General features: G+C 69.9%; 24 protein-coding genes and 1 tRNA gene. 13 read left to right on the top strand and 12 right to left on the bottom strand.

Annotated features, from left to right (window positions below):
* Positions 1–250: 250 nt before the first annotated feature.
* The 8 genes from ACWEFL_RS28080 to ACWEFL_RS28045 all read left to right on the top strand — a co-directional run bounded on the left by ACWEFL_RS28080 (position 251) and on the right by ACWEFL_RS28045 (position 7,481).
* Positions 251–589 (top strand): tyrosine-type recombinase/integrase, encoded by a 339-nt coding sequence (locus ACWEFL_RS28080; protein ID WP_451717540.1) that lies wholly within the window; start codon positions 251–253, stop codon positions 587–589.
* Between the two features lie 143 nt (positions 590–732).
* A complete protein-coding gene (locus ACWEFL_RS28075; protein WP_451717538.1) occupies positions 733–2,004 on the top strand; it encodes an IS701 family transposase in 1,272 nt (423 codons plus the stop codon).
* A gap of 551 nt (positions 2,005–2,555) precedes the next feature.
* Complete coding sequence (locus ACWEFL_RS28070) at positions 2,556–3,590, top strand: DUF6907 domain-containing protein (protein ID WP_451717536.1); 1,035 nt, start codon at positions 2,556–2,558, stop codon at positions 3,588–3,590.
* Entirely contained in the window at positions 3,587–3,817 is a 231-nt protein-coding gene (locus ACWEFL_RS28065; RefSeq protein WP_451717534.1) for a hypothetical protein, read from the top strand. The genes ACWEFL_RS28070 and ACWEFL_RS28065 overlap by 4 nt, the downstream gene beginning before the upstream one ends.
* Positions 3,814–4,620 carry a DUF2637 domain-containing protein gene (locus tag ACWEFL_RS28060; protein WP_451717533.1) on the top strand — a complete coding sequence of 269 codons (807 nt, stop codon included), beginning with the start codon at positions 3,814–3,816 and terminating at the stop codon, positions 4,618–4,620. The genes ACWEFL_RS28065 and ACWEFL_RS28060 overlap by 4 nt, the downstream gene beginning before the upstream one ends.
* Complete coding sequence (locus tag ACWEFL_RS28055) at positions 4,617–4,937, top strand: hypothetical protein (RefSeq protein WP_451717532.1); 321 nt, start codon at positions 4,617–4,619, stop codon at positions 4,935–4,937. The genes ACWEFL_RS28060 and ACWEFL_RS28055 overlap by 4 nt, the downstream gene beginning before the upstream one ends.
* Before the next feature lie 92 nt (positions 4,938–5,029).
* Positions 5,030–5,236, top strand: a complete 207-nt coding sequence (locus ACWEFL_RS28050; RefSeq protein WP_451717530.1) for a DUF6257 family protein — start codon at positions 5,030–5,032, stop codon at positions 5,234–5,236.
* Positions 5,237–5,324: 88 nt separating this feature from the next.
* Entirely contained in the window at positions 5,325–7,481 is a 2,157-nt protein-coding gene (locus ACWEFL_RS28045; RefSeq protein WP_451717528.1) for an AAA family ATPase, read from the top strand.
* Between the two features lie 466 nt (positions 7,482–7,947).
* On the opposite strand, the gene ACWEFL_RS28040 is transcribed toward ACWEFL_RS28045, so the two are convergent.
* The 5 genes from ACWEFL_RS28040 to ACWEFL_RS28020 are packed head-to-tail and all read right to left on the bottom strand — an operon-like array spanning position 7,948 to position 12,222.
* Positions 7,948–8,178, bottom strand: coding sequence for a hypothetical protein (locus ACWEFL_RS28040; RefSeq protein ID WP_451717526.1), 231 nt, complete (start codon positions 8,176–8,178; stop codon positions 7,948–7,950).
* Between the two features lie 3 nt (positions 8,179–8,181).
* Complete coding sequence (locus tag ACWEFL_RS28035; RefSeq protein ID WP_451717524.1) at positions 8,182–9,174, bottom strand: hypothetical protein; 993 nt, start codon at positions 9,172–9,174, stop codon at positions 8,182–8,184.
* A 23-nt stretch (positions 9,175–9,197) separates the two neighbouring features.
* Positions 9,198–11,033: an ATP-binding protein gene (locus ACWEFL_RS28030; protein WP_451717523.1), complete on the bottom strand. Its 1,836-nt coding sequence runs from the start codon at positions 11,031–11,033 to the stop codon at positions 9,198–9,200.
* Entirely contained in the window at positions 11,030–11,992 is a 963-nt protein-coding gene (locus tag ACWEFL_RS28025) for a bifunctional DNA primase/polymerase (RefSeq protein WP_451717521.1), read from the bottom strand. Before ACWEFL_RS28025 ends, ACWEFL_RS28030 begins: the two co-directional genes overlap by 4 nt.
* A complete protein-coding gene (locus ACWEFL_RS28020) occupies positions 11,992–12,222 on the bottom strand; it encodes a DNA-binding protein (RefSeq protein ID WP_451717519.1) in 231 nt (76 codons plus the stop codon). Before ACWEFL_RS28020 ends, ACWEFL_RS28025 begins: the two co-directional genes overlap by 1 nt.
* A 129-nt stretch (positions 12,223–12,351) precedes the next feature.
* On the opposite strand from ACWEFL_RS28020, the gene ACWEFL_RS28015 reads away from it, so the two are divergent.
* A complete protein-coding gene (locus ACWEFL_RS28015) occupies positions 12,352–12,999 on the top strand; it encodes a helix-turn-helix domain-containing protein (RefSeq protein ID WP_451717517.1) in 648 nt (215 codons plus the stop codon).
* Positions 12,999–14,201 (top strand): tyrosine-type recombinase/integrase, encoded by a 1,203-nt coding sequence (locus ACWEFL_RS28010; RefSeq protein ID WP_451717516.1) that lies wholly within the window; start codon positions 12,999–13,001, stop codon positions 14,199–14,201. Before ACWEFL_RS28015 ends, ACWEFL_RS28010 begins: the two co-directional genes overlap by 1 nt.
* A 90-nt stretch (positions 14,202–14,291) precedes the next feature.
* Here ACWEFL_RS28010 and ACWEFL_RS28005 read toward each other — a convergent pair.
* Positions 14,292–14,365, bottom strand: a tRNA-Thr gene (locus ACWEFL_RS28005).
* Positions 14,366–14,543: 178 nt separating this feature from the next.
* Between ACWEFL_RS28005 and ACWEFL_RS28000 the strand changes: the two genes are divergently transcribed.
* From ACWEFL_RS28000 to ACWEFL_RS27990, 3 genes are all read left to right on the top strand, one after another.
* Positions 14,544–15,680, top strand: a complete 1,137-nt coding sequence (locus ACWEFL_RS28000) for an ABC transporter ATP-binding protein (protein ID WP_451717514.1) — start codon at positions 14,544–14,546, stop codon at positions 15,678–15,680.
* Positions 15,681–16,156: 476 nt separating this feature from the next.
* Positions 16,157–16,579, top strand: coding sequence for a hypothetical protein (locus ACWEFL_RS27995; RefSeq protein ID WP_451717512.1), 423 nt, complete (start codon positions 16,157–16,159; stop codon positions 16,577–16,579).
* A 58-nt stretch (positions 16,580–16,637) separates the two neighbouring features.
* Positions 16,638–17,360, top strand: a complete 723-nt coding sequence (locus ACWEFL_RS27990) for a nucleotidyltransferase family protein (RefSeq protein WP_451717511.1) — start codon at positions 16,638–16,640, stop codon at positions 17,358–17,360.
* A 148-nt stretch (positions 17,361–17,508) separates the two neighbouring features.
* Here ACWEFL_RS27990 and ACWEFL_RS27985 read toward each other — a convergent pair whose 3' ends face one another.
* The 6 genes from ACWEFL_RS27985 to ispD all read right to left on the bottom strand — a co-directional run bounded on the left by ACWEFL_RS27985 (position 17,509) and on the right by ispD (position 23,992).
* Positions 17,509–19,263, bottom strand: a complete 1,755-nt coding sequence (locus ACWEFL_RS27985) for a DoxX family membrane protein (RefSeq protein ID WP_451717509.1) — start codon at positions 19,261–19,263, stop codon at positions 17,509–17,511.
* Between the two features lie 257 nt (positions 19,264–19,520).
* Complete coding sequence (gene rlmB, locus ACWEFL_RS27980) at positions 19,521–20,471, bottom strand: 23S rRNA (guanosine(2251)-2'-O)-methyltransferase RlmB (RefSeq protein WP_451717507.1); 951 nt, start codon at positions 20,469–20,471, stop codon at positions 19,521–19,523.
* A gap of 99 nt (positions 20,472–20,570) precedes the next feature.
* Entirely contained in the window at positions 20,571–21,971 is a 1,401-nt protein-coding gene (gene cysS / locus ACWEFL_RS27975) for a cysteine--tRNA ligase (protein ID WP_451717506.1), read from the bottom strand.
* A 162-nt stretch (positions 21,972–22,133) separates the two neighbouring features.
* The gene (locus ACWEFL_RS27970; protein WP_451717504.1) at positions 22,134–22,538 is read right to left on the bottom strand and encodes a PPOX class F420-dependent oxidoreductase; all 405 of its coding nucleotides are present in this window, start codon (positions 22,536–22,538) and stop codon (positions 22,134–22,136) included.
* 178 nt (positions 22,539–22,716) lie between these two features.
* The gene (gene ispF / locus ACWEFL_RS27965; protein WP_451717502.1) at positions 22,717–23,256 is read right to left on the bottom strand and encodes a 2-C-methyl-D-erythritol 2,4-cyclodiphosphate synthase; all 540 of its coding nucleotides are present in this window, start codon (positions 23,254–23,256) and stop codon (positions 22,717–22,719) included.
* Positions 23,246–23,992, bottom strand: a complete 747-nt coding sequence (ispD, locus tag ACWEFL_RS27960) for a 2-C-methyl-D-erythritol 4-phosphate cytidylyltransferase (RefSeq protein WP_451717500.1) — start codon at positions 23,990–23,992, stop codon at positions 23,246–23,248. The genes ispF and ispD overlap by 11 nt, the downstream gene beginning before the upstream one ends.
* Positions 23,993–24,310: the final 318 nt, after the last annotated feature.

Raw genomic sequence — 24,310 nt, 5'->3', positions numbered from 1 at the left:
CCGCGACGACATCCACGAAGCCTTCCTCAGCCTCGCCTGCGGCATCATCTGCTGGCGACGACTCAAGAACCTCCCACTTTGTTAGGAGTTCTAAGGCAGCCACCGTACCCTCTGCACTCGATGCCCGGCGTCCTCAGCAACCTGGTCGGAGGCCAACCTCGACACCCACTTCCTGACCGTCTCCTCCCAACTCATCCAGGACGGCTGTCAGGTCGAGGCGTCCGAGCCCAAGACAGACAGCGGCTTCCGCATGATCGCCTTGGACGACGACACGGCCAGCGTCCTGAAGCGGCACCGTGAACTCCAGGAGGCGGAACGGGAGGACTGGGGCGGCCTGGGTCGACACCGCCTCATCCTCTCCCAGGAAGACGGCTCCTGGCGGCACCCTGGCAAGGTCACCGACCTCTTCGAACGCCTCGTCGCCGCATCCGGACTCCCGCCCATCCGCCTTCACGACCTCCGCCATGGCGCGGCCACCCTCATGCTCGCCGCCGACATCGACGTGAAGATCGTCTCCGACACCTTCGGGCACAGCGACACCCGCATAACGCGGCACAACTACCAGAGCGTCCTCCCCCACGTCGCCTAGTACTCCAGTCTGGTTTCGTGATCTTGTCGTGGATCCGGCTGGGAACGGGGACGGCCACCGCGTGATCATCGGTTGGTGTGTGGACAAACGAAGATCGTGCGGTGGCCGCAGGCCATAGCGTAGACCCTGCCCGCTGGCGGGCGATGTCCGACCAGGTGATGGCCCGGATCGCGGGCCGGTTCGGCCGGGTGGAACCCCGGGCGAGTGCCCGTGCCTATCTGCTCGGGCTGCTGTCGAAGACCGAGCGGAAAAACTGCTGGCAGCTGGCCGAACAGGCCGGTCACGCCCGGCCCGGGCCGATGCAGCGGCTGCTGCGCCACGCCCGCTGGGACGCCGACGCAGTCCGCGACGATCTGCGCGCCTACGCAGTCGAACACCTCGGCACCGACGGCGCGGTGCTCATCGTGGACGAGACCGGCTTCCTGAAGAAGGGCCGTACTTCGGCGGGCGTGCAGCGGCAGTACACCGGCACCGCCGGGCGCATCGAGAATGCCCAGGTCGGCGTGTTCCTCGCGCTGGCCACCGAACGGGGGCGGGCCCTGATCGACCGACGGCTCTACCTGCCCGAGCAGTCCTGGTGCTCCGATCCCGAACGCCGCCACGCCGCCGGGATACCCGACGAAGTGCAGTTCGCCACGAAGCCCCGCCTGGCCTGGGACATGATCGCCGCCGCGCTGGACGCCGGGGCGAAGGCACCATGGGTGACCGGCGACGAAGCCTACGGCCAGGACCCGCGGCTCCGCGCCGCCCTGGAGGCACGCGGGACCGGCTACGTACTGGCCGTCGCCCGCTCGACGCGGGTGCGGATCAACCACGGCCGCACCCCCGTCCGCGCCGAACGCCTGCCCGCCACCGCCTGGCAGCGGCACAGCGCAGGCAACGGCGCGAAGGGCCCGCGCCACTACGACCGGGCCTGGATCCACACCGGCACCGACAACCACCACCACCTGCTCATCCGCCGCAACCGCACCACCAGGGAACTCGCCTTCTACCTGTGCTGGTCACCCACCACGGTCACCCTCGCGGAACTCGTCCGCGTCGCCGGTGTCCGCTGGAGCGTCGAGGAGTGCTTCCAGGCCGCCAAAAGCCAGGTCGGCCTGGATCACTACCAGGTCCGCAACTGGACCGCATGGCACCGGCACATCACCCTCGCCATGCTCGCCCTGGCCTTCCTGGCCGCGGCCGCCGCCGACGCGGCACCCCAGCGGCCTGCCGGTCCGCACCATCCCGCCCGCAGCAGCGACCCCATCGCACTGACCGTCCCGGAGATCCGCCACCTCTTCGACGCCCTCCTCAACCCACCAGCCGCATCGACGGCCAGACTGCTGCACTGGTCCAACCGGCGCAGACGCCACCAGGCAACAGCCCGACACAGCCACTACCAACACCGGTCCCCCAACGAACCAGCTGGATAGATCACGAAACCACACTGGAGTATTAGAACGCCGCCAAGGCCACCGCCAAGCTGGTCCCCCTCCAGCGCAAAACCGAAGCCGAGAAGGCCGCCCGCAAGGCCGCGAAGGTCGCCAAGAAGGCGAAGGACAAGGACAAGGCCCCGGAGAAGGGTCGCCGACGGAAGCCCAAGGAGTAGGGTCCCGAGCCCTCCGCTCACGCATCGCTCACGCAAGCCGATCCCCCACCGCCCGCAGCGCACCACACGCGAGGCCCCAGTAGCTGAAAAGGCCAGGTCACGGGCTATGCGACCTGGCCTTTTACCGAGCCCCCTGTCGGATTCGAACCGACGACCTACGCATTACAAGGTCACTTTGGGCGCTGAGCTGATCAGCGGGTAACCCTCACAGGCCGGTTGAGCTGCGGATTTGGTATCTCGCCGTATCCCCAGTTATCCCGGCCTATCTGGCTCTCATGTGTACGGAATCCGTACGGGAATGAGAGCGGCCCCGGAAGGTGTCTGACCACCGACCAGGGCCTATGGCCGGACCCCTCGTGCAAGGAGTCCGAACCCATGACCACCGTACCGTCCATCACAAGGCCGTCCGGGGCCCCGATCCGCCTCGGTGCCCTCGACACCGAACCCTCCCCCGAAAGGCCGCTACTCGACGCGATGCCGAGCCAGCCGAACCCGCTGGAGTCCGTGCGTGCATTCGTCCGGGCCGCTCACCAGGCGGGCGAGCCGGGGGTGTCCACGGCCACGGACACCCCCGTCGTGTCCGCCACCGTGACCGCGCTCCCCGAGTTCGAGCTCCCCTCCCCCGAGCTGCTGTACGCCGAGGCGTACACCCATCCCGAGACCGGCGAGCGGTTCGTGTCGCTGAACTCGCAGCGCTGCGGCCAGCTCTTCACCCCCGCGCAGACCCTCGCCTACATGGACCAGATCGAGGCGTTCACGGCCGCTGTCCGGGCCATGGCCACCCAGATTCCCCTCGGGCGCGCTGCCGCGATCGGGGCGCAGTTCGCGGCCCGTGTCGCGGCTGAGGTCCCCACCCTCGCCGAGAAGATCTCCCCGGAAGCGCTTGCGGACATCATGACCGGGGCGCTGATGAAGCTCGGCATCGTCTCGGTCACGGCCGCGGACCGGGGCCCGAAGTGGATGACCCGGTACGGCTGCCCCCCGTGGTGCGCCATGGACCACCAGGCGGAGAACGGGGAGACCGGGTGGCACCGGGGGCCGAGGGCGGAAGCGTGGGCACCGCGCCCATACGCGGACGCCATGCCTGGGGATGCGGCGGCGATGCCGCTGAGCGCCACGATGGTGCACCACAACGAAGGGCCCGAGATCTTCGGTACGAAGACGGAGATCTGGGTGGACACCGACGTTCAGACTCTTGAGCTGACCCCGGCCGAGGGCCGTGCATTCGCGGCCAGTCTCCGCAGGTTCGCCGGGATGCTCGACGCCCTCAGCGACCAGGCTGAGGAGTTCGGCAAGGACGACCGGCCCGAGAACCCCGAGGCGGTCGCCCGGTGGTTCGCGGAAGCCGACGCGAAGCGCGACGCCGAGCGCGCCGAGATCCTCAAGGCCGGGGCGGAGGTGGCCCGGTGACCGACTTCCACCCGCTCCACGACCCCGTACGCGACGCCGGCACCGGTTGGGTACCGTCGCTCGATCTCGCCGTCGACTGCGCCCGCGATGCGCTCGCCAAGCACCAGGGCGCGGACATCCGCGACCAGCGGGCCATGCTCGGTGCGGCCGTCGCCCTCGAAAAGGTTCTCCGCGACCTGCTCGCCGCGTTCGACCAGGAGAACGCCAAGGGCGGTGAGTCCCGATGAAGCGCCTCGACTCCCTGACCGGGCTCGCGGCCGGGGCCGCGGTCGTCACGATCGCGCTCACCGGCGCGGCGTTCTGGCTGTCGTACGAGCACCTCCACGACGTCGCCGCCGCGAACGGCCTGACCGGGGCGCGGGCATGGGCGTGGCCGGGCACGGTGGACCTGTTCATCATCGCCGGGGAGCTCCTCATCCTCCGCGCCGCGCTGCGACGGCGGGTGGACTGGTTCGCCTACCTCCTCGCCGGGGTCGGCTCCCTCGGCTCCATCGCCCTCAACGTCGCCGGCGTCGGCACGGGTGCCGAGCTGATGGAGTACATCGTGGCCGCGGTCCCGCCGTCGGCTGCTCTGATCGCGTTCGCCGCGCTGATGCGACAGGTGCATGAGCACCTGGTCCCGGACGCCGAGGACACCCCCGCACTGGTGATCGAGGTTGAGGTCGACCGCCCGGAGGTGCCCACCGTCACCCCGACGGGGGTGACCGCTGTCGAGAAGCCGGCCGCCCGGCCCGAGCTGCCCGCCCCGGTGGCGGAACCGCTGGTCATCTGCGGCGACCGCCAGGTGTGGCACCCGGTGCTCCCCTCCCGGGGCGAAGACGATGAGGTGACCGGCGAGACGACCGGCCGGTTGCCGACCAAGGCGGCGGCGAACGTCATCCATGCAGCGTGGGTCACGGGCACCTCGGTCCCCGAGACCGCGCGGCTGGCCACCCGCAGCACCTCGTACGTGAAGAAGGTGTTCGCCCGGCTCGACGAGCAGCTTGCCGCAGGACCTCGGAACACGAAGCGTCCGGAGGCGTCGGCATGAGCGAGTTCGAGAAGGCCGCGCGCGAGGCGGTCGACGCTGCCCGGAACAGCGAGCAGTTGGCGTTGATCGCCGCCGTGCTTCAAGCGCAGCAGCTCACCCAGACCCAGCGGTCGTGTGAGCACGGTTCGGGGCGTCCCGAAGCCGTACGGACCAGCGGCAGCGCGGTGAAGTGGCTCGCGATCGGCGCGGCCGGGTCGGTGTTCATGGTCGCTTTCGCACTCTCCGCCGTCGCCGTTGCGATCTCCGCTGTGGCGCTCACCATCTGCGTGCTCGTGCTCCGGGGCCTGTGGGCCGACTGGCAGAAGGGCAAGGGCTGACGGTCCCTCCGTCCCCCACAGGCGCGTTCAGACCATGCCTGTGGGGGTGCGGTGGGGCCGGACAGTCCGGGCCGGAGATGGAGACAGCAGCCATGGCAGACCAGAGCGAGCGTGAGCCGAGGCTCACCGCGGGCGAGAAGTTGAAGGTCGCGGTGCTCATCGCGCGGATGGCCAAGCGCGGTATCGCCGACGACCGCACCTACGGCGGACGCGTCGACCAGGGCGACCTCGAACGGCGCGTTGACCGCATCCTCGACGGCGCTCGTCGGCGTGAGGAACGCGCGGCCAAGACCAAGTAGCTGTGCCACGGGGCGGCCGTACCCGGCACAGGTACACCGGCCGCCCCGTGTACCCCGACCCTCAGCAGAGAGACAGGAGAACACCAGCATGACCGACTCGGTCATCGATCTGTTCAAGAACACCCCCGACCCGTCGGGTACACCCCAGGTACAGGCCGTACCCGACGTACCCGCCGTACCCGCGCCTTCGAGTACACCAACGGAGGCCGTACCCGAGATCCCCGAGGGGCCGGGTACGCCCGTCCCCGTCGACCGGCCGGACGTCGCCGCGGACACCGGAACGTGGGTAGGCCGGTGCCGTACGTATCTCGCCGACGCTCCGCCCGTGGTCCCCTCATGGGCCCGGAACGCCGCGGAGTTCGCCGACGGCATCCGCTGGACCCTCACCTACGCCACCCATCTCGCGGCGTTCCACGCGATCCGCACCCCCCTGTACGTGTGGCGGCTGATCTGCCGGTCCCCGCGCGGAGCCGGGCGTCTGGTGGTCCGCTGGGGCCGGTGGGTCGCGGACACCGAAGCACGCCCGGTGGAGGCCAAGGCCGCGGTCGATGCCGACCCGGAGGCGTGGCTTGCGCTGTCGCGGGAGCACTCCCGCAGGGTCCGGCCCCGACGGGTCCTGTCCGCCGTCGTCGCCACCCCGACCGTGCTCGCCGGAACGGCCGCGTACACGCTGCTGCCCGGCTGGCAACTCGCCCTCGGGAGCGTCGCCGTGTCCGCGCTGCTCGGCATGGCCGGGCGCACCGAGGACAAGCCGGTGATCACCCGCTACGTGGCCGTGAACGCGCTCCGGGCCCTCACCTCGGTGGAGGTGTTCGACGCGCTCGCCGCCATCGGCATCGGGAAGAAGGGCAAGTCCGGTGTCGAGTTCGCCGCCGAGATCCAGCGCGACGGGCCCGGATGGCGCGCCGAAGTCGACCTCCCCGCCGGGGTGACCGCGGACAAGGTCCTGGAGAAGCGCGCCGAACTGGCGGCGGCGATGCGCCGGCCGATCTCGACCGTGTGGCCCGAGGCGGACCGCGCCGCGCACCCCGGACGCCTGGTCCTGTGGGTGGCGCAGTACGACCCGGCCAAGGCCGCGCGGAAACTGTGGCCGCTCATGCACAAGGGCCAGGCCGACGTGTACGAGCCGCTGCCGTACGGGTTCGACCCGCGCGGCAACCTCGTGACCATCACCCTGATGTACTCCAACCTCCTGGTCGGCGGAATCCCCGGCTCCGGGAAGACGTCGTGCGCGCTCGCCATCGTCCTCGGGGTCGCCCTCGATCCGACCGCCGAACTGTGGATCTACGAACTCAAAGGCTCCGGCGACCTCGACGCGGTCAAGCCCGTGGCGCACCGGTACGTGTCCGGCGACGACGACGAGGAACTGGAGGCCACCCTCGCCGGACTCAGGTCCGGGATCGCGGAGCAGCAGCGCCGCGCCAAGTTCATCAAGTCCCTGCCCGCGAGCGAGGTTCCCGAGGGCCGGCGCGTGACCCGCCAGCTCGCGGAGAAGTACCCGGAGCAGAACCTGGGGCCGCGCGTCATCGTCGTCGACGAGGTGCAGGAACTGTTCACCAACGCCGACTACAAGGACGAAGCTGCCGCCCTGTGCGCCAAGCTCATCAAGAAGGGCCGGGCGTACGGGATCATCCTCATCCTCCTCACCCAGAACCCCGACGCGCCGTCGCTCCCCACCTCCGTCTCCAGCTCCGTCGGAACCCGCCTGTGCCTCGCGGTCATGGACTGGCGCGCCAACAACAACGTGCTGGGCACCGGGGCGTATGACCGGGGGCTCCGGGCCACGGACATCTCCGTAGACGAGCAGGGAACCGGGATCCTCGCCCGAGGCCGGGACGGCACCACCGTCCGCGCGGCGTTCATCCGGCAGACCGAGGCCGAGACCATCGGCAAGCGCGCGCTCGCCCTGCGCACCGCGGCCGGAACCCTCACCGGCGAGGCGGCCGGGCATCTGGTGGAGGACATCGACACGTCCACCGTGGTCGACCATCTGCGGGACATCTGGCCCGAGGGTGCCGACGCCGTCCACTCCCATCGCTTGGTGGAGGCCCTGGCCGCGTACCGGGCAGAGCTGTACGGCCCGTGGCTCGACGCCGACCAGGCCGCCCGGTCCGCAGCTCTCGCCGCCGCGCTCAAGCCCCACAAGGTCCCCACCCGACAGATCACCCTCCGCGAATGCTGCGGCGGAGCCAAGGGCGTACGCCTCGCCGACATCCCCGAGGCCAAGGACGACATCGAGCAGTAGCCCGAGGGCCGGTATCGGCACGGGGGCGCGGTATCGGGCCGGACCGAAACCGGTTTCGGCACCGACACCGGGCCAACCTGTCTGTGACCAGCACTGATTTCAGGTTTCGATCTCCGCCCGGCCCCCGCCCGAACAGGTCGTCTTCCCAGGAGGACGACCTGTTCAGCGTTCTCCCAGGGGTGGCCCGGGTCTCCCCCCGGGTACCCGTCCGAGCCCCGGGAGGAGCTGCGGCTCTGGCTTTGTACGGGTCTGGGGAATCTGGGCTCTGGGGCTTGTGGAGCGCCCGCAGGGGCCTTTTCGTGCCTGTTCCGGGGTGTTTTGACCCTGGTTCGGGGAGATGGGCGTCTGTCGCTTCGGCGTGTCGCCGGGACTCGCGTCATTGCAGGTCAGAGACGTAAAAGCGTTACAGCACTGCGCCCCGCCTTCCCGGAGGATGGTGGGGCGCAGTGGTCTATGGAGCCGTAGTTCAGGCCGCGGGCGGCCGGCCGTTCCCCTCCCACTCCCCCAGCTTTTCCGCCGCGGCCCGGCCGCGGTCGCCGCCGCCGTTCACGATGTACGCGAGCCTGCTCCTGTTCATCGGGGTGTCCTTCATGGCCTCGAACTCGGCTGCTACCGAGGCGTCGACCGGCTTCCCGAACAGTTGGTGGTACAGCGCGGCTCCTTTTTGGAGACCGGTGTTCTTCTCGCGGCTGCTCATGATCTAGTCCTCTCCGTTCTGGTTGGCGTTCAGGTCGCTGAGCGCAGTGAGGAGCGCCGTCCCCTGTCCGGGCTCCCGCACGGTTCCTTCGTGCGAGACCAGGAACTCGGGCTTGCTCCGCAGCGGCTCGCGCTTGCGGTCTTTCGGCGCTTTCCCGCGCCGGTCCGCAGCGTCCGCACGCTGCTGGTGGAACGCGTCCGCAAGTTCGTTGACGGTGGGTACCCAGAGGCGGACGCCAGGGGCGTTCAGAAGCCAGAGAAGCCATTCGCGGTTGTGCTCGATCTCGAACGGCCGGTGGGCGTACTTGATTGGCCAGGGAGGCGGGACGTTCTCGCCGTCTCGACGTGCGGGCCAGTACTCGGGCCACACTTCGGTGACGTTGGCGATCTCCGACCAGACGGGAATCACTCCGCTCAGCAGGATTCCGCCGGTGCCTCCGTCTCGCGAGTCGATGGTGTCGCGGCCGGCCGCCGCGCGGGTCATCACGTCTTGGGCAAGGCGCAGTTCGCGGTAGCGCTGTACGAGCTTGCCGAACCCTGACCAAGCGGCCACACCTTTGGGGCCTGCTTCGATGGCGCTGTCCGCGTCGTGGACGCTGCGGAGGATTTCCGCCATGGGTCGCGCCTCGGCGACCAGTTCGTCCAGTGCTGCCCGTAGCACGGGGAAAGTCCGCGGGGCGCCCTCGTAGAGGGCGTTCTCCTTCAGGTTCGGCAAGCGGTTCTCCATACCGATCAAGATCTGGAGCTCGGCTTTGACGAACTCGGATCGCTGCGTGTCTTCCCACGCGCGTCGACCAAGGTCGGTCGGGATAGGGGAGCCGTCCAGAAGGGCAGTGAGGGCATCCATTCCTAGGTCTGGGGCCGGCGCAGTGGGAGACCTCAGTTCACTCTGCCGCTGCTTGATCGCCGTCTCGGCTTTTTCGAGTGCTCGGAACTTGGGGATCTGGTCGAGTGCTTTGCCGAGGATGCCGCTTTGGGAAGCGGAGATGCGTGCCATGTTCTTCCTTTCCATGGATGTGATCAACAGGTGGGGTGGGTGGTCTGTCCGGGCTCGATGAGCGCCATCGGGAAGCCGCAGACAGCGCACAAGGGGGTAGCCGGATCCGAGAGTTGGTGCGAATCAGCACCCGCACCGCCCGTAGCGCCCGCAGGGGTGTGTTCTCCCAGGTCAGGCAGAGTGTCCGCTGCGGGTGCTGTGGAATTCTCAGCACCCGCCCTAGCACCCGCAGCACCCGCGCCGGGCGCTCTGCGGGTGCTGGGACCGCCGTTGCGGGTGCTGGCGTTTGTCACAGCACCCGCACGTTGTTGCAGGTCAGACCCGGTAGCGGGTGCTGTGGGGGCTGCGGGTGCTGTTTTGCGCCTACTCTCGGATGTCGTGAGTTGGTAGAGGCGCGACCGGTTGCCCTTGGGCTGCCGCTGGGTGTCATCGACGTTGATCCCGATCGTCCGCAGCGCCGGGGCGAGCCGCTTCAACGCCCCGCCCGCCCGGGTCGAATCCTTCGGCCACTTCTTCGGCAGCCGCTCGGGCGCGGCCACCGCGTCAAGAAGTTCTTGCGCGGTCACCGTGACGCCGTCCGGCCCGGCCGCGTCGACCAGGGCGACGACGGCTTGCGCGAACGGCTCGCCGTCGAGGACATCGGCAACGGCATCGCGCGCGGACGCCTTGTACGAGTCGAGGGTGTCCCAGCCCTGCACCTGGTCGACCGCGGCCAGGACCCGGGCGAAGTCCGCCATCCTCGGCCGCTCCGTCAGGACGATGTCGGGCAGAACCTTGAGGACCTGGGCGAGCAACTCGAAGAGAGAGGCCAGGACCGACGCGTGTGCCTCGGCATAGGCCGCGTCGAGTTCGGCTTCCTCGCGCCGCTTGTGGTCCGGGATCAGGTTCAGCTCGATCGTCAGCAGCCGCTCGGCAAGGTCACCAGCGAGCGCGCCCGCGTCGATCGTCGTCATGGCGAGCACACGCCGGAACTCCAGAACGACGACATCGTCATCGCTGTAGAGAGCCCGGTCGACGATGCCGTCACCGGTCACCGCCCGGCACAGAGCATCCGACAGCCAGTCCGGAATGATCGACACGTTGTCCAGGCACAAGGCCCAGGAGTTGAACGCCTGCACCGACCACGACTTGATGTCGCGGGGCGCGGTCCGCTTCGGCGCGCCGGACGGGTCGATGATCCCGATCACCATCTTCGCCGCGTACGACTTCCCGGTGCCCTGCTCGCCCCGGAACGTGAGGATCGGGTGTGGCAGATCCGGGATGAACGTCGAGACCAGCCACGCAACGAGCAGCCGGAACCCCTCGTCGGTGGTGTTGACCAGGTCCCGCAGCTTGGCCAGACCATCGCCGTCAGCGAGCGGTTCGGGCAGCGGCTTCATCGCGCCGGACCGGCGGAAGAGGACCGGCGAGCGTGCAGCTCGATGCCATCCGTCCGGACCGACGATGACGCAGCGGCCGTCTGACGTTCCGAGGTCAATCACGATGGACTCGCCGTGGCGCGCTACGCGTAGCTGCGGCACACGCTGCTCCGCGGTCATCGCCACGCCCCGAAGGACCAACACGGCGTCTGTGAGGGCCGACTGAGACGGAGCGTTGCCGCCGTTCGCGTCGGTGTAGAGGAGAGACAGCTCGGAGCGCAGCCCGGACTCACCCTTGAGCGGACGGGCGATGTTCGGCCCGTCGTGTTTGACGCCGTACGGGCGCCCGTCCTCGGACATGAACAGGTCGTACCGCTCCCGGGCGATGGCAACGAGCTGCGATGCCTGCGACGGGCCGCGGCCCTTGCTCTCGTCGCTCATCCCGTTCGCTTCGAGGATTTCCTTGGCCTTCTTGTTGATCTCGTCATCGCGTTCGGTCACGAGCGGTTCCTTGAGGGTGCGTTGCGGGCGCTGGCGACCGTGCGCGCGGCCGAGGACTCCGGATGGCCGGCCGCAACAGCGGCATCGACCAGGGCGTTGGTCACGGCGAGCGGGTCGACTCCGGTCTCAAAGGCCCGGCAGGCAGCCCAGTAGAGGCGGTTGTTCAGCTCGCCCTCGGAGGACGTGAGGACGCACTTGATCAGCCCGGTGAGGACTGCGGACCGCCGTCGTACGGGCATCTGTACGGGTCTGCGCTCGGGTACGGGCCTGGGCTTGTTGATCATCAGGTTGATGAGGCCCTGGGGAGCTGCCGCGACCGGTCGCATCTCCGCGACCGCGTACACGCCCTTCGCCGTCCACGACCCCGGACCCACGAGATATCCGCCGTAGCCGCGGACGTCGATCCCAGGCCCGAGCTTGCCCGCGCTGTTCTGCACAGCGGCGGCGGCCGGGCCGGTGAGCCACAGGTGCAGGCCCCCCGACGGGGTCGCGATGACCACGGTCTCGGGCACGGTGAACCCGTTCTCGGCAGCGAGCCGAGCCAGCGACTCGACGCCGTCGACGCCGTTCTTCCGGTCCAGGTCGACCCCGAGGAGCGGCCGGTCACCGCGACCGCACGCGATGCCGTACCCGGTCGCGTGGGGAGCAGCGGCGAACAGCTCAGCGAGCCGAGCCGAGTCGAGGGTGGCGTCATGGACGCCGTGCCCGGGACGACCGCACTCGCCGCGGCACTTCGGGGTGCCCCGAGGGTCGTCCCGGTGCGGCGAGCGGATGGCCGGCATCTTCGTCCGCCCGATCGGGAAGACGGGAAGCCCTCGGCGTACGGCCTCGGTCGCGTCGCGGAGCGCGTTCCCCCAGCGGGCGCCGTGTGGCACGATGTCGGGTGACCCGCCCGCTAGCTGGTCGTTTGCCCCCGGAGCCTGTGCCAGCAGGCCGGGGGCGCTTTCGTTGTCGGTCATCACGCAGCGGCCCCGGTCTGCACGGTGCGGGCGTCGAGCCACTTCTCGATCGCACTGCGCCGGTAGTAGACGCGTCCGGACCGACCGGGCGCGGTCTTGATGTAGTCCGGCCCGTCACCGCGCCAACGCCGGTCCGCCAGAGCGGCCGGGGTGAAGATCGGGTATTCCTCACAGACTCGTGCAGGCGATAGCAGTTCCTCGCGCACGCCCTTTGCCTTACTGGCTTCCATCCTGGCCAACCTTTCTCGGAACATACGTTGCACGTTAGCACCACATGGTCCTATGCTGCACCCATGACCCCGATACTAGACGAACTCAGTCGAACAACAAGGAGATCCTTGTTGCGTACGCTGATCCCCATGACAGAGCAGAAGGGTCGCCGCGCGATCGCTGCGGGCCCCACCGGAATGACCGTTGCCCGCAATATCGCCCGCCTGCGCAGGCGGCAGGAACTCACGACTCGGCAGCTCTCAGCAGCCCTTGAGCGCGCCGGTCGCCCGATTCCGGCATCCGGAATCACACGGATGGAGAAAGGCGAGCGGATGGTGAACTCTGATGACCTCGTGGCCTTGGCCGTGGCGCTCGGAGTCAGCCCTTCCGCGCTTCTGCTCCCCGTAGACGTGGAGCCGGACGCTCAGGTCGAGATCACCGGCAGTACCCCGGTTTCGGCATCCAGCGCATGGCACTGGATGGAGGGCGGCGGCCCCCTCAAACTGCCGACCAGGCAGGAGGGTGAGAGCGGCATTTCCTCGGGCAGGAGGCTCTATCAGGCGACGATGGAGTACCGCCTCTACGGCCGCCCGCACTGGCTCGTCGAGTGGGAAGACGAGGACCGTGCGAAGGTCCAAGACCTGATCGCAGAGCAGTACGAGCGCGAGGGTGGCGAGCCTGGACCGTTCACCCGGTCCGTCCCGATGGGACCCCTGCTCGAAGCGGCTGGCTACGACGCGGAGCAGCAGGAAGACGGCTCGATCCTCGTACGCCCGAAACCGAAGGAAGACGACTGATGGCGCGCGTCTGGATCGAGGACCGGGCCACTCACGCGGACTATCAGGCCGCGATGGAGAAGTGGCAGGAAGCGAAGCGGAAGGGCAGCAAGCGCCAGCCCCCGGGCCGTTGGCGGGTGCGCTGGTACGGCCCGGACAACAAGGGCAAGGCCGCGACGTTCCAGAAGCTTCCCCAGGCCGAGGCGGAGAAGGACGCGATCACCGCGCGGTTCGACAAGGGCTCGTACCGCGATCCGCAGTCGGCCAAGGCCGCGTTCAAGGTGGTCGCCGAGGAGTGGTTCAAGTCGCTGCGGAAGCAGGGCCGGACCACCCGGCACGACTACCGGGAGCTGCTCGACAACTACGTCATCCCGCGATGGGGTGACTGGCCGGTCGGGGCGATCCAGTGGCAGGACGTCTCGGACTGGGTCGATGACCTCGTGGTGAAGCCGGGGAAGCGCGGGAAGCCCCTCGGACCGGCGCGGATCACCAAGACGTACCGGGTGTTCTCGATGGTCATGAAGCGGGCGGTGCAGTCCAACCGGATAGCGGCCAGTCCCGCGCGCGGTCATGATCTGCCCCGGTCGACGGACGATGACGAGCACGTGTATCTCACGCACGAGCAGCTGGAGCGCCTCGCCGATGCGGCGGGGGACTACCGGCGCCTGGTGCTCGTCCTCGGGTACTGCGGCATCCGCTGGGCTGAGGCGTCCGCCATCAAGGCCGGCCGACTGAGCGTCGACACCCGCCGCATCCGGATCGTCCAGAACTACACGGACGTCAAGGGGGTGCTCGCCCTCGGTCCGGTGAAGAACCACGAGAAGCGCTCCGTGCCGCTCCCCCGGTCGTTCGCGGAGGATCTGCGGGAGCTGACGACCGGCAGGAAGCCGGATGCACTGGTGTTCACCGCGCCCGAGGGCGGACCGCTGCGGTACGCGAACTTCCGGACCCGGTACTTCGACAAGGCGGTCAAGGCGGCCGGTCTGGCGGAGCTGGGCATCACTCCGCACAAGCTCCGGCACACGGCCGCCTCGCTCGCCATCGCGGCCGGCGCGGACGTGAAGGTCGTACAGCTCATGCTTGGGCACAAGTCCGCGGCCATGACCCTCGACGTCTACGGCCACCTGTTCCCGGATCGTCTCGATGAGGTCGCGGACGCGCTCGACATCGGCCGATCGACCGCACTCGCCAAGCTGAGTGCGCTACTCACCAAGGAAGAGTGATCGAAGTGGTGTGTACAAAATGCGTACCGCCCGCCCGAGCACCCCCGGGCGGACACTGATCAACTGGCCTGTGACCAGCGGAGAAGCTAGAGCCCCCTGTCGGATTCGAACCGACGACCTACGCATTACAAGTGCGTTGCTCTGGCCAGCTGAGCTAAGGAGGCAGCCGTAGCAGTGTAACCAACCCCCCACCCCGCCCCCGCCCAGATTTTTCGTTCCCGTCCGGATACTGACAGAAGCGAAAACGCCAGGTAACGTCACCCACGGTTCACTCAGGTGGACTACACCACTCCTTTACTCGGATCGTCCGGCACGTTCCTGCCGGTGAAGGGACACATCACCATGGCCACAGTCACGTTCGACAAGGCGACGCGCCTCTATCCGGGCGCCACCAAGCCCGCTGTCGACCAGCTGGAGATCGCCATCGAGGACGGCGAGTTCCTCGTACTCGTCGGACCCTCCGGATGCGGGAAGTCCACCTCGCTCCGCATGCTCGCGGGGCTTGAGGACGTCAACGGCGGAGCCATCCGCATCGGCGACCGCGACGTCACCCATCTGCCGCCCAAGGACCGGGACATCGCGATGGTGTTCCAGAACTACGCGCTGTACCCGCACATGACCGTCGCCGACAACATGGGCTTCGCGCTCAAGATCGCCGGGGTCAACAAGAGCGAGATCCGCGCAAAGGTCGAGGAAGCCGCGAAGATCCTCGACCTCACCGAGTACCTGGGGCGCAAGCCCAAGGCACTCTCCGGCGGTCAGCGGCAGCGCGTGGCGATGGGGCGGGCCATCGTGCGGGAGCCGCAGGTGTTCCTGATGGACGAGCCGCTGTCGAACCTGGATGCCAAGCTGCGTGTCTCCACCCGTACGCAGATCGCCTCCCTCCAGCGCCGCCTCGGCATCACCACGGTGTACGTCACCCACGACCAGACCGAGGCCCTGACCATGGGCGACCGGGTGGCCGTGCTCAAGGATGGGCTGCTCCAGCAGGTCGACACACCGCGCAACATGTACGACCAGCCCGCGAACCTCTTCGTCGCCGGCTTCATCGGCTCCCCCGCGATGAACCTCGTGGAGGTCCCGATCACCGACGGCGGTGTGAAGTTCGGCAACAGCGTCGTCCCGGTCTCCCGTGACGCCCTGGCCGCCGCCGCCAACCGGGGCGACACCACCGTCACCGTCGGCGTCCGCCCCGAGCACTTCGACGTAGTCGAACTGGGCGGCGCGGTCGCCAAGTCCCTGAGCAAGGACACCCAGGACGCGCCCGCCGGGCTCGCCGTCTCCGTGAACGTGGTGGAGGAGCTCGGCTCCGACGGCTTCGTGTACGGAACCGCTCACGTCGGCGGCGAGGCCAAGGACCTGGTCGTCCGGGTCGGCGGCCGGTCCGTGCCGGAGAAGGGCGCCGAACTGCACGTCGTGCCGCGCCCGGGTGAGATCCACGTGTTCTCGACCTCGACGGGCGAGCGCCTCACCGACTGACCCACACCGCCGCGGAGCCGCGCGACACCGACGAAGAGCAGGGCCGCAGGACGCCACGCGCCTCGACACGGCCCCTACGTCACGGCGGTACGGCAGCGGTACGCGACAGAAGTGGCCCCGCGAGCGACATCGCGGGGCCACTGCGCGTCCGGCCCACGCACGCGACGCAGAACCCGGTGGCACCGCCGAACCCCGTGCCACCGGCACCCTCGCGCACCGCCGCCCCCGTTCACCGCCGCCCCCGTTCACCGCCGCCCCCGTTCACCGCCGCCCCCGTTCACGGCCGCCCCCATGTCACCGCCGAACCCCGTTCACCACCACCCCCGCGCCGGGTCGGCACAAGTCGATGGACAACCCAACACATCCGGCATTTCGCCACCCCTCGTCAACACCCGATTCGAAAGGGTTTTTAGAACCATCCCCCGACGGGGTGACTAAATGTCTCCAAATCATCACCGACCGCTACGCTCGCTCGCGTGACCCACTCAGCCCGCCGAATCGGCCGCTCTCTCGCCCTCGTTCTGCCCGTCGTCCTGGTGCTCTCCGGAACCCTCGCGGTCACCGCGGTCCCGTGGGCAGGACAGACCTCCGAGTCGCAGCTGCTCTCCGCCTCGTCCCAGAACGTCTCCGTACGCGCCGCCTCACGCGCCCCGCAGGACGTCCTGCGCGACCGGCTCGTCGCCGAACTCCAGGAGAAGGACCCGGGCACCGTGCTCACCAGCCTCCAGCGCGAGGTGGAGGCGCGGCCGTCGCTCGCGGAGCACTGCATGTCGATCGCCCGCGCCATCGGCCGCGCCGCCGTCGACCGTCTCGGGCCCACCCGCGCGCAGACGTACTCCAAGCCCGTCTGCGACACCTCCTTCGCCTCCGGGGTCGCCCAGCGGGCCCAGGGGAGCTGACGCGGACCCCCTGGACGGCTCTCCGCCGCCCGCCCCCGTGCCGCATATCGTTCACGGTATGCAAACGCCCACGTATCCGACGCAGGCCGTGGTCCTGGCCGGCGGCCAGGGGTCGAGGCTGCGCCCCTACACCGACGACCGCCCGAAGCCGATGGTCGAGATCCCGGGAACCGGGACCCCGATCATCGGCCATCAGCTTTCCTGGCTGGCCTCGGAGGGCGTGACCGATGTCGTCGTCTCCTGCGGCCATCTCGCCGAAGTCCTCCAGACATGGCTGAAGACCGCCGATCTGCCGCTGAGCATCACCACCGTCGTCGAGACGGAGCCGCTCGGCCGGGGCGGGGGCCTCAAGTACGCCGCCGCCCGGCTGCCCCACCCGGACCAGCCCTGGTACGCCACCAACGGCGACATCTGGACCCGGTTCTCGCTGCGCGACATGGCCGCTTTCCACACCGAGCGCGCCGCCACCGCCACCCTCGCACTGGCCCGGCCCCGGATTCCCTGGGGCGCCGTCGAGACGGACGCCTTCGGCCACATCACGGACTTCATCGAGTCCCCGCCGTCGCCGTATCTCATCAACGCCGGGGTGTACGTCTTCTCCGCGGCCTTCAGCGACCTGCTGCCGGACCAGGGCGACCATGAGCGCACCACGTTCCCCGGTCTCGCGCGTGAGCGCCGCCTGGCGGGCTTCCCGCTGCCGCAGGGCGCGTACTGGCGCGCCATCGACACCGCGAAGGACCTGACGGAGGCCGCGAAGGAGCTTGCCGCACAGGCCGGTTAGCGTCGTCGCCTTACGGAAACGAGGCGGCCGTACGGGAACGGGACGCGCGGTCAGGGCGGAACGCCCCGAGCGCGCATACGAAAACGTGCACACGAAAAGGGGCGGTCACCGCTGTGACCGCCCCTTCCGTTCGGCCGCGTCGGCCGCGTCAGCCCAGCAGGCCGCCGATCACCCGCGCGCCGCTCGTGCCGTTGCCCTGGTCGGAGCCGCCGCTGCCCCCGCTGCCGGTGCCGGTCCCCGTGCTGTTCGCGTTCGAGGGGCCGGCGCCGCTGCCGCCGGTGCCGCCGCTGGACGACGGGCCCGAGCTGCTGGACGGCCGGCCCGCGGGGGTGGAACGGTCCGGAGTGCTGCCGCCGTTCGTGCCCCGCGTCTGACTCTCGCGCGGACTGTCGCCGATCCGGCCGCTCTCGCGGACCGTGCCCGCCGACGGCGTGGACTTCTTCTTCTCGGGGGTGTCGGTGCGGCTCGCGGACGGTGTGGGCCGGTCTTCGGCGCCGCTCGGGCCGGAGGAGGTACGGCCGCCGGTCGGCCGGTCCTGTGTCAGCGCCGAGCCGGGGAGGTGGTTGGTCGGGTCCTGGTTCGGGCCGGGCACGGTGACCATGTCCGATGAGCGTACGGCCCCGCCGAGCACCGAGCCGAGAAGCAGCGTCATCCCGACCACGACCGTGGCGACCAGGGCGCCGCGCCGCAGGACCCGCTGCCGCAGCTGCCAGAGCTGCGAACGCGGACCGAGCTTGCGCCATGCCTCGCTCGCGAGGCGCCCGTCGACGGAGTAGACGGGAGCGCCCGCGATGATCAGCGGTGACCAGGCGGCCAGATAGATGATGTCGGGCGCGTCGTACGCGGGAACCGTCCGCCAGCTCACCGTGACGATCAGCGCGGCCGACAGCAGCGCGCCGATGCTCGCGGCGACCCGCTGCCACAGACCGAGGACGGTCAGCACGCCCACGACGACCTGGAGGAAGGCGACCGTGAGGCCCGCGCCCACCGGGTGGGAGAGCGCGAAGTCGCGCAGCGGCTCGGCGAGGGCCCACGGGCTCAGGGAGTTGAGCCACTTCACCATGGAGCCGCGCTCGCCGCCGTCGAAGTAGACGGGGTCGCAGAGCTTGCCCATGCCCGCGTAGATCGAGATGAAGCCGAGGAACACCCGCAGCGGCAGCAGCACCACGCCCAGGTTCATCCGGCGGCCGGGGTAATAGGCGTGCCGCACGGCGTCGTTGCCGTGCCGCTGGGGGCGGCCGGCCGTGGTGACGGTGTCCTCCAGCTCGTCCCCATAAGGCTCGTGTCCGTACGAAGGGCCGTACGAAGGTCCGTACGAAGGGCCGTGGCCGGAGCCGCTGTTCCGGGAGCCGTGCCCGGAGCCGGACGCGAGGGTGTCGTGTCCGGGGCCGTACGAGGAGGTGTCGTACGCGGCGGTGTCGTACGTGGTGTCGTACGCGCCGACGGCCTGCCTTATCGGCGGCAGCAGCGGGCGGTCATGGCCGTCGGGTGGCGCGGTCGTGACACCGGGCGTCGGCTCGGTGTCGTCGGAGAGCCCGACACGCGGGATGACCTGGGTCGTACCGGCGCCGTCGTAACCGCCGCCGTAGCCGGAGGCGTACTCCCGCTCGGCGGTGGCGAGGGCGGTGTTGTTGCGCACGGCCTGGAGCAGTCCGGTCGCTCCGGCGTCACCGGGCGCGGACCTGCCGGTCCAGACGACGGGCGCGCGCCGTCGGCCCGCGGCGGGAACACGGGCGGTGTCCGCCCCGGCTCGTACGGGGCGCGGGCTCGGGCTCGGCGCGAGCCGCACCCGGAAGCTGGCGTGGTTCACGATGACCTGCGCGGGGTCACAGTGCACCTTGACCATGCTCAGCGCAGGCTGATCATCGAACCCGGACCGGGGCGTTCTGGTGTCCACACTCATCTAACCGAGTGACATCGAGTTAGGACACTGCCCTGACGCGCCCTATCTGTCCGAGACCCGTCAAGCCCTGGTGAGAGGCCCGGAAGTCACTGTTCCGATCAGTGCAAGCACGGCGCGCCGGGCAGCGGGGCGACCCCGCGCCCGGCGACGGCACGAAGGCCGACGAGCGACCGTACGACAATCGGAGAGCGCCGGGACGAAGGCCGGGCGCCGCAGAACACCAGCCGAGCGCCGCGAGGCACCTGGCCCTGCCACGGTCAGGAACGCCGCCTGGCCGCCTCGTACAGCACGACGCCCGCCGCGACCCCCGCGTTCAGCGACTCCGCGCCGCCCGGCATCGGAATGCGTACGAGGAAGTCGCAGGTCTCGCCGACGAGCCGGGACAGGCCCTTGCCCTCGCTGCCGACCACGATGACGACCGGACCGTCGAGCGCTTCGAGGTCGCCGACCTCCAGATCCCCGTCCGCCGAGAGTCCGACGACGGCCAGACCGGCCTTCTGGTACGACTCCAGCGCGCGGGTCAGATTGGTCGCGCGCGCCACCGGCGTACGGGCCGCGGTGCCCGCGGAGGTCTTCCACGCGCCCGCCGTCATACCGGCGGCCCGGCGCTCGGGGACGACGACGCCGTGGCCGCCGAACGCGGAGACGGACCGGACGACCGCGCCCAGGTTACGGGGGTCGGTCACACCGTCGAGGGCGACGATCAGGGGGTCCTCGCCGTGGTCGAGGGCGGTCGCCGTGAGGTCGTCGGGGTGCGCGTACTCGTACGGCGGGACCTGGAGGACGAGCCCCTGGTGGTTGAGCCCGTTCGTCATCCGGTCCAGCTCGGGGCGCGGGGCCTCCATGATGTGGAGGCCGCCGCGGCCGGTCGCGAGCTGGATCGCCTCGCGGACGCGCTCGTCGTTGTCGATGAACTGCTGGACGTAGAGCGTGGTGGCGGGCACTCCGTCGCGCAGCGCCTCGAAGACCGGGTTGCGGCCGACGACCATCTCGGACGTGCCCTTGCCGCCGCGCCGGGCGACCGGGCGGCGGGCGGACTGCTTGGCCTTGGCGTTGGCGATGCGGTTCTTGACGTGTCCCTTACGAGCGGACGCGGGCGGGGTCGGGCCCTTGCCCTCGAGACCGCGGCGTCGCTGGCCACCGCTGCCCATCTGCGCGCCCTTCTTGTTGGACGTGCGGCGGTTTCTGCGCTGGCTGTTCCCGGCCATGACTACTTCCTGAATCCTCGTATGCGTAGTGCACAAGTGGTGCGCGTCTGTGCACAAGTGTGCCGCCCGAGGGGTCGGGCGCCACACTCACCTGGTCTGTCAGCGGGGACCGATCGCCCACCGCGGGCCGTCCGGGCCGTCCTCGACGACGAGGCCGGACTGCTGGAGCTGGTCACGGATCGCGTCCGCCGTGGCCCAGTCCTTGCGGCCGCGGGCCGCCTCGCGCTGCTGGAGCACCAGCCGTACGAGGGTGTCGACGGCGCCGTGCAGATCGTCGGGCCGGTCGGCGCCGCCGGCCCAGTGCGGGTCGTACGGGTCGAGCCCCAGCACACCGAGCATCGCACGCACCTCGGCGAGGCGGGCGACGGCGGCTTCCTTGTCGTCGGCGGCCAGGGCGGAGTTGCCCTGGCGGACCGTGGTGTGGATGACCGCGAGCGCCTGGGGCACGCCGAGATCGTCGTCCATGGCCTCCGCGAACGCGGGCGGCACGTCGGGCGACGCCTCGACCTGTCCCCCGGCCTTCTCGCAGACGCGCTGCATGAAGCCCTCGATGCGCGCGAACGCGGACTCGGCCTCGCGCAGGGCCTCGTCGCTGTACTCGATCATCGAACGGTAGTGGGGCGTGCCGAGGTAGTAGCGGAGGACGATGGGACGCCAGTGCTTGACCATCACCGAGACGAGGACGGAGTTGCCGAGCGACTTGGACATCTTCTCGCCGCTCAGGGTGACCCAGGCGTTGTGCACCCAGTAGCGGGCGAACTCGTCGCCGTACGCCTTGGCCTGCGCGATCTCGTTCTCGTGGTGCGGGAAGACGAGGTCGAGGCCGCCGCCGTGGATGTCGAACTCGGAGCCCAGGTACTTGTGCGCCATGGCCGAGCACTCCAGGTGCCAGCCCGGACGCCCGCGGCCCCACGGGGTCTCCCAGTCGGGCTCGCCGGGCTTGGCCGCCTTCCACATGGCGAAGTCGCGGGGGTCGCGCTTGCCGGTCTCGCCGTCGCCGGACGGCTGGCGCAGCTCGTCCAGGTCCTGGTTGGAGAGCTGGAGATAGCCGGGGAAGGACCTGACGTCGAAGTAGACGTTCCCGTCGGCCGCGTAGGCGTGGCCGCGCTCGATGAGGCCGCGCATCATCTCGATCATCTCGGTGACGTGGCCGGTGGCGCGCGGTTCATAGCTGGGCGGCAGGCAGCCCAGCGCCTCGTAACCGTCGTTGAACGCGCGCTCGTTCTCGTAACCGATGGACCACCACGGGCGGTTCTGCTCCGCCGACTTGTGGATGATCTTGTCGTCGATGTCGGTCACATTGCGGATGAACGTGACGTCGTAGCCGCGGTACTCGAACCAGCGGCGCATGATGTCGAAGTTGAGCCCCGACCTGATGTGCCCGATGTGCGGGGGGGCCTGCACGGTGGCGCCGCACAGGTAGATCGAGACGCAGCCCGGTGTGAGGGGGGCGAAGTCACGGATCTGCCGGGCGCTGGTGTCGTACAGGCGAATGGTCACGGCACCAGGGTAGTGGGCCTGTGGCACTGCCCCGCGACCCTTGCGGGCCGCGGGCGCGATTTTGTGCACCCGTACGAGAGGCGGGCGCGGCCCTTGGGGCGCGGGACGCGGGTGCGGACGAGGTCCGGTGGGGTCCCGCGGCGTGCTCAGAGGCGGGCGTGCTCAGAGGCGGCCGACGACCTTGCGCGGGACGACCCGGACGACCACGCGCTCGGCGTCGTCTCCGGCAGCCGGGTTGAACTCGGCGTACTTCTTGCCGGAGTACTTCAGCGACAGTTCGTCGATGAGCTCCTGGCCGCCCTCGGTGGTCAGTTCGGCCACGCCGCGGATCTCGGCGTACGTGTACGGGGCGTCGAAGGGCTGTACGAGGACCGTCACCCGCGGGTCGCGGCGCAGGTTCAGCTCCTTGCGGCGGCCGACCGTGGTCGAGACGAGAAGGTCGTCGCCGTCCCGCTTCACCCACACCGGCGAAACCTGGGGGCTGCCGTCGGGCTGGATGGTGGCGATGTTCACGAAGACGGGGGTGTCGAGGACTTCCTTGAGCGCGTCCGAGAGCGGGACAGACATGGTGTCGCCTTTCTGGGGTCACGGTGAGTGAACGGTCGGTCTTCGGATGTTACGAGCACCCGCCCGGTGAACCGTGCCACGCCCGCGGATTATTTCTCGCGCGGGCGCGCGACGGTCGCCGCGCACCGCGCCGGACGGGTCGCGGCGGCCGGGCCGCGGCGGCCGGTCGACCGTGCCTTCAGCCGTGCCGGGGGAACACGAGGGCCGTCGCGATCGCCGCGAGGCCCTCGGCGCGGCCCGTCAGCCCGAGCCCGTCCGTCGTCGTGCCCGATACGGAGACGGGCGCTCCGACCGCCTCGCCCAGGGTCTTCTGGGCCTCGTCGCGCCGCTTGCCGATCTTCGGGCGTACGCCGATGACCTGGATCGCGACATTCCCGATCTCGAAGCCCTCCGCGCGCACGATCCGCGCGGCCTCGGCGAGGAGGGTGACGCCGGACGCGCCGGACCACTCGGGCCGGGAGGTGCCGAAGTGCGCGCCGAGGTCGCCGACGCCCGCGGCGGAGAAGAGCGCGTCGCAGGCGGCGTGCGCGGCGACATCGCCGTCGGAGTGCCCGGCGAGCCCGTCGCCGTCGCCGTCGCCGTCCCACAGCAGGCCCGCGCACCACAGCTCGCGGCCCGCCTCGAAGGCGTGGACATCGGTCCCGACGCCGATCCGGGGGATGCCGGTCCGGAAAGCGTCGCTCCGAGGGGATTCGGTCCGGGGGGCCTCAGAAACCATCGTTGGCCCTCCTACGGGCGAGTACGGCCTCGGCGAGTACGAGGTCGAGCGGTCGGGTCACCTTGAACGCCTCTTCGTGGCCCGGTACGACGACGACGGGTTCTCCGAGCCGCTCGACCATACCGGCGCAGTCGGTCGCGCCCTCGCCGTCGGCCGCGATCGTGTCATGGGCGCGGATCAGGGTGGCCCGGTCGAAGCCCTGCGGGGTCTGCACGGCGCGCAGCCGGGCGCGCTCCGGGGTGGAGAGGACCGGCTCGGGTTCGCCCTTGACGCCCGGCTCGACCTCCTTGACGGTGTCCGCGAGCGGCAGCGCCGGCACGACGGCCGGCGCCCCGTCCCATACCGCCTCGATGACCGAGTCGACGGTGTCGACGGGGACGAGCGGCCGGGCGGCGTCGTGGACGAGGACGACGGCGATGTCGTCGGGGAGCGCGTCCAGGCCGAGGCGTACGGACTCCTGGCGGGTCTCGCCGCCGGGGACGACTACGACATCGGTCCGGTCCGGCAGCACCAGATCGGCGAGGAGGGACTTCACTCCGGGGGCGTCATCGGGCGGGGCGACCACCACGACGAGGGAGACCGCGCGGGAGGCGGCCATGGCCCGTACGGCATGGACGAGCATCGGCGTGCCGTTCAGCGTACGGAGCGCTTTGGGGGCGCCGGGGCCGAGCCTTACGCCCCGGCCGGCCGCCGGGATCACCGCTGCGGTGCGGGGCGTGAGCGATTCGTCTGACATCGGTTGCACTCCGGCAGGTTTGTTTCCTCGGCCGACATGGGTATGGCCACAGCGTGCCGGGCGCGACGCCTTGACGGACCCTTCCGTGACTATCGGTCTGCGCCAGCCGCCCCGGGCCCGGCACGCCACAGGCTTCAGACGCGCTGTTGTCCGTACATGATGCACACGGCTGACGCGGGCGTCTCGGAGTGTCCGTTATTTCTGTGGCTGCCAGAAAGACAACAGAAAAAGTGATTTTACGTGGTTCTGCGGGAAGGCTGCGGCGGGGAGGGAAACAAGCCAGAGCCGGACATGCCGCAGCGCCCGGCGACAGGACGG

The organism is Streptomyces sp. NPDC004838 (assembly GCF_053600955.1).
This window is presented reverse-complemented; position numbering and strand designations above follow the sequence as displayed.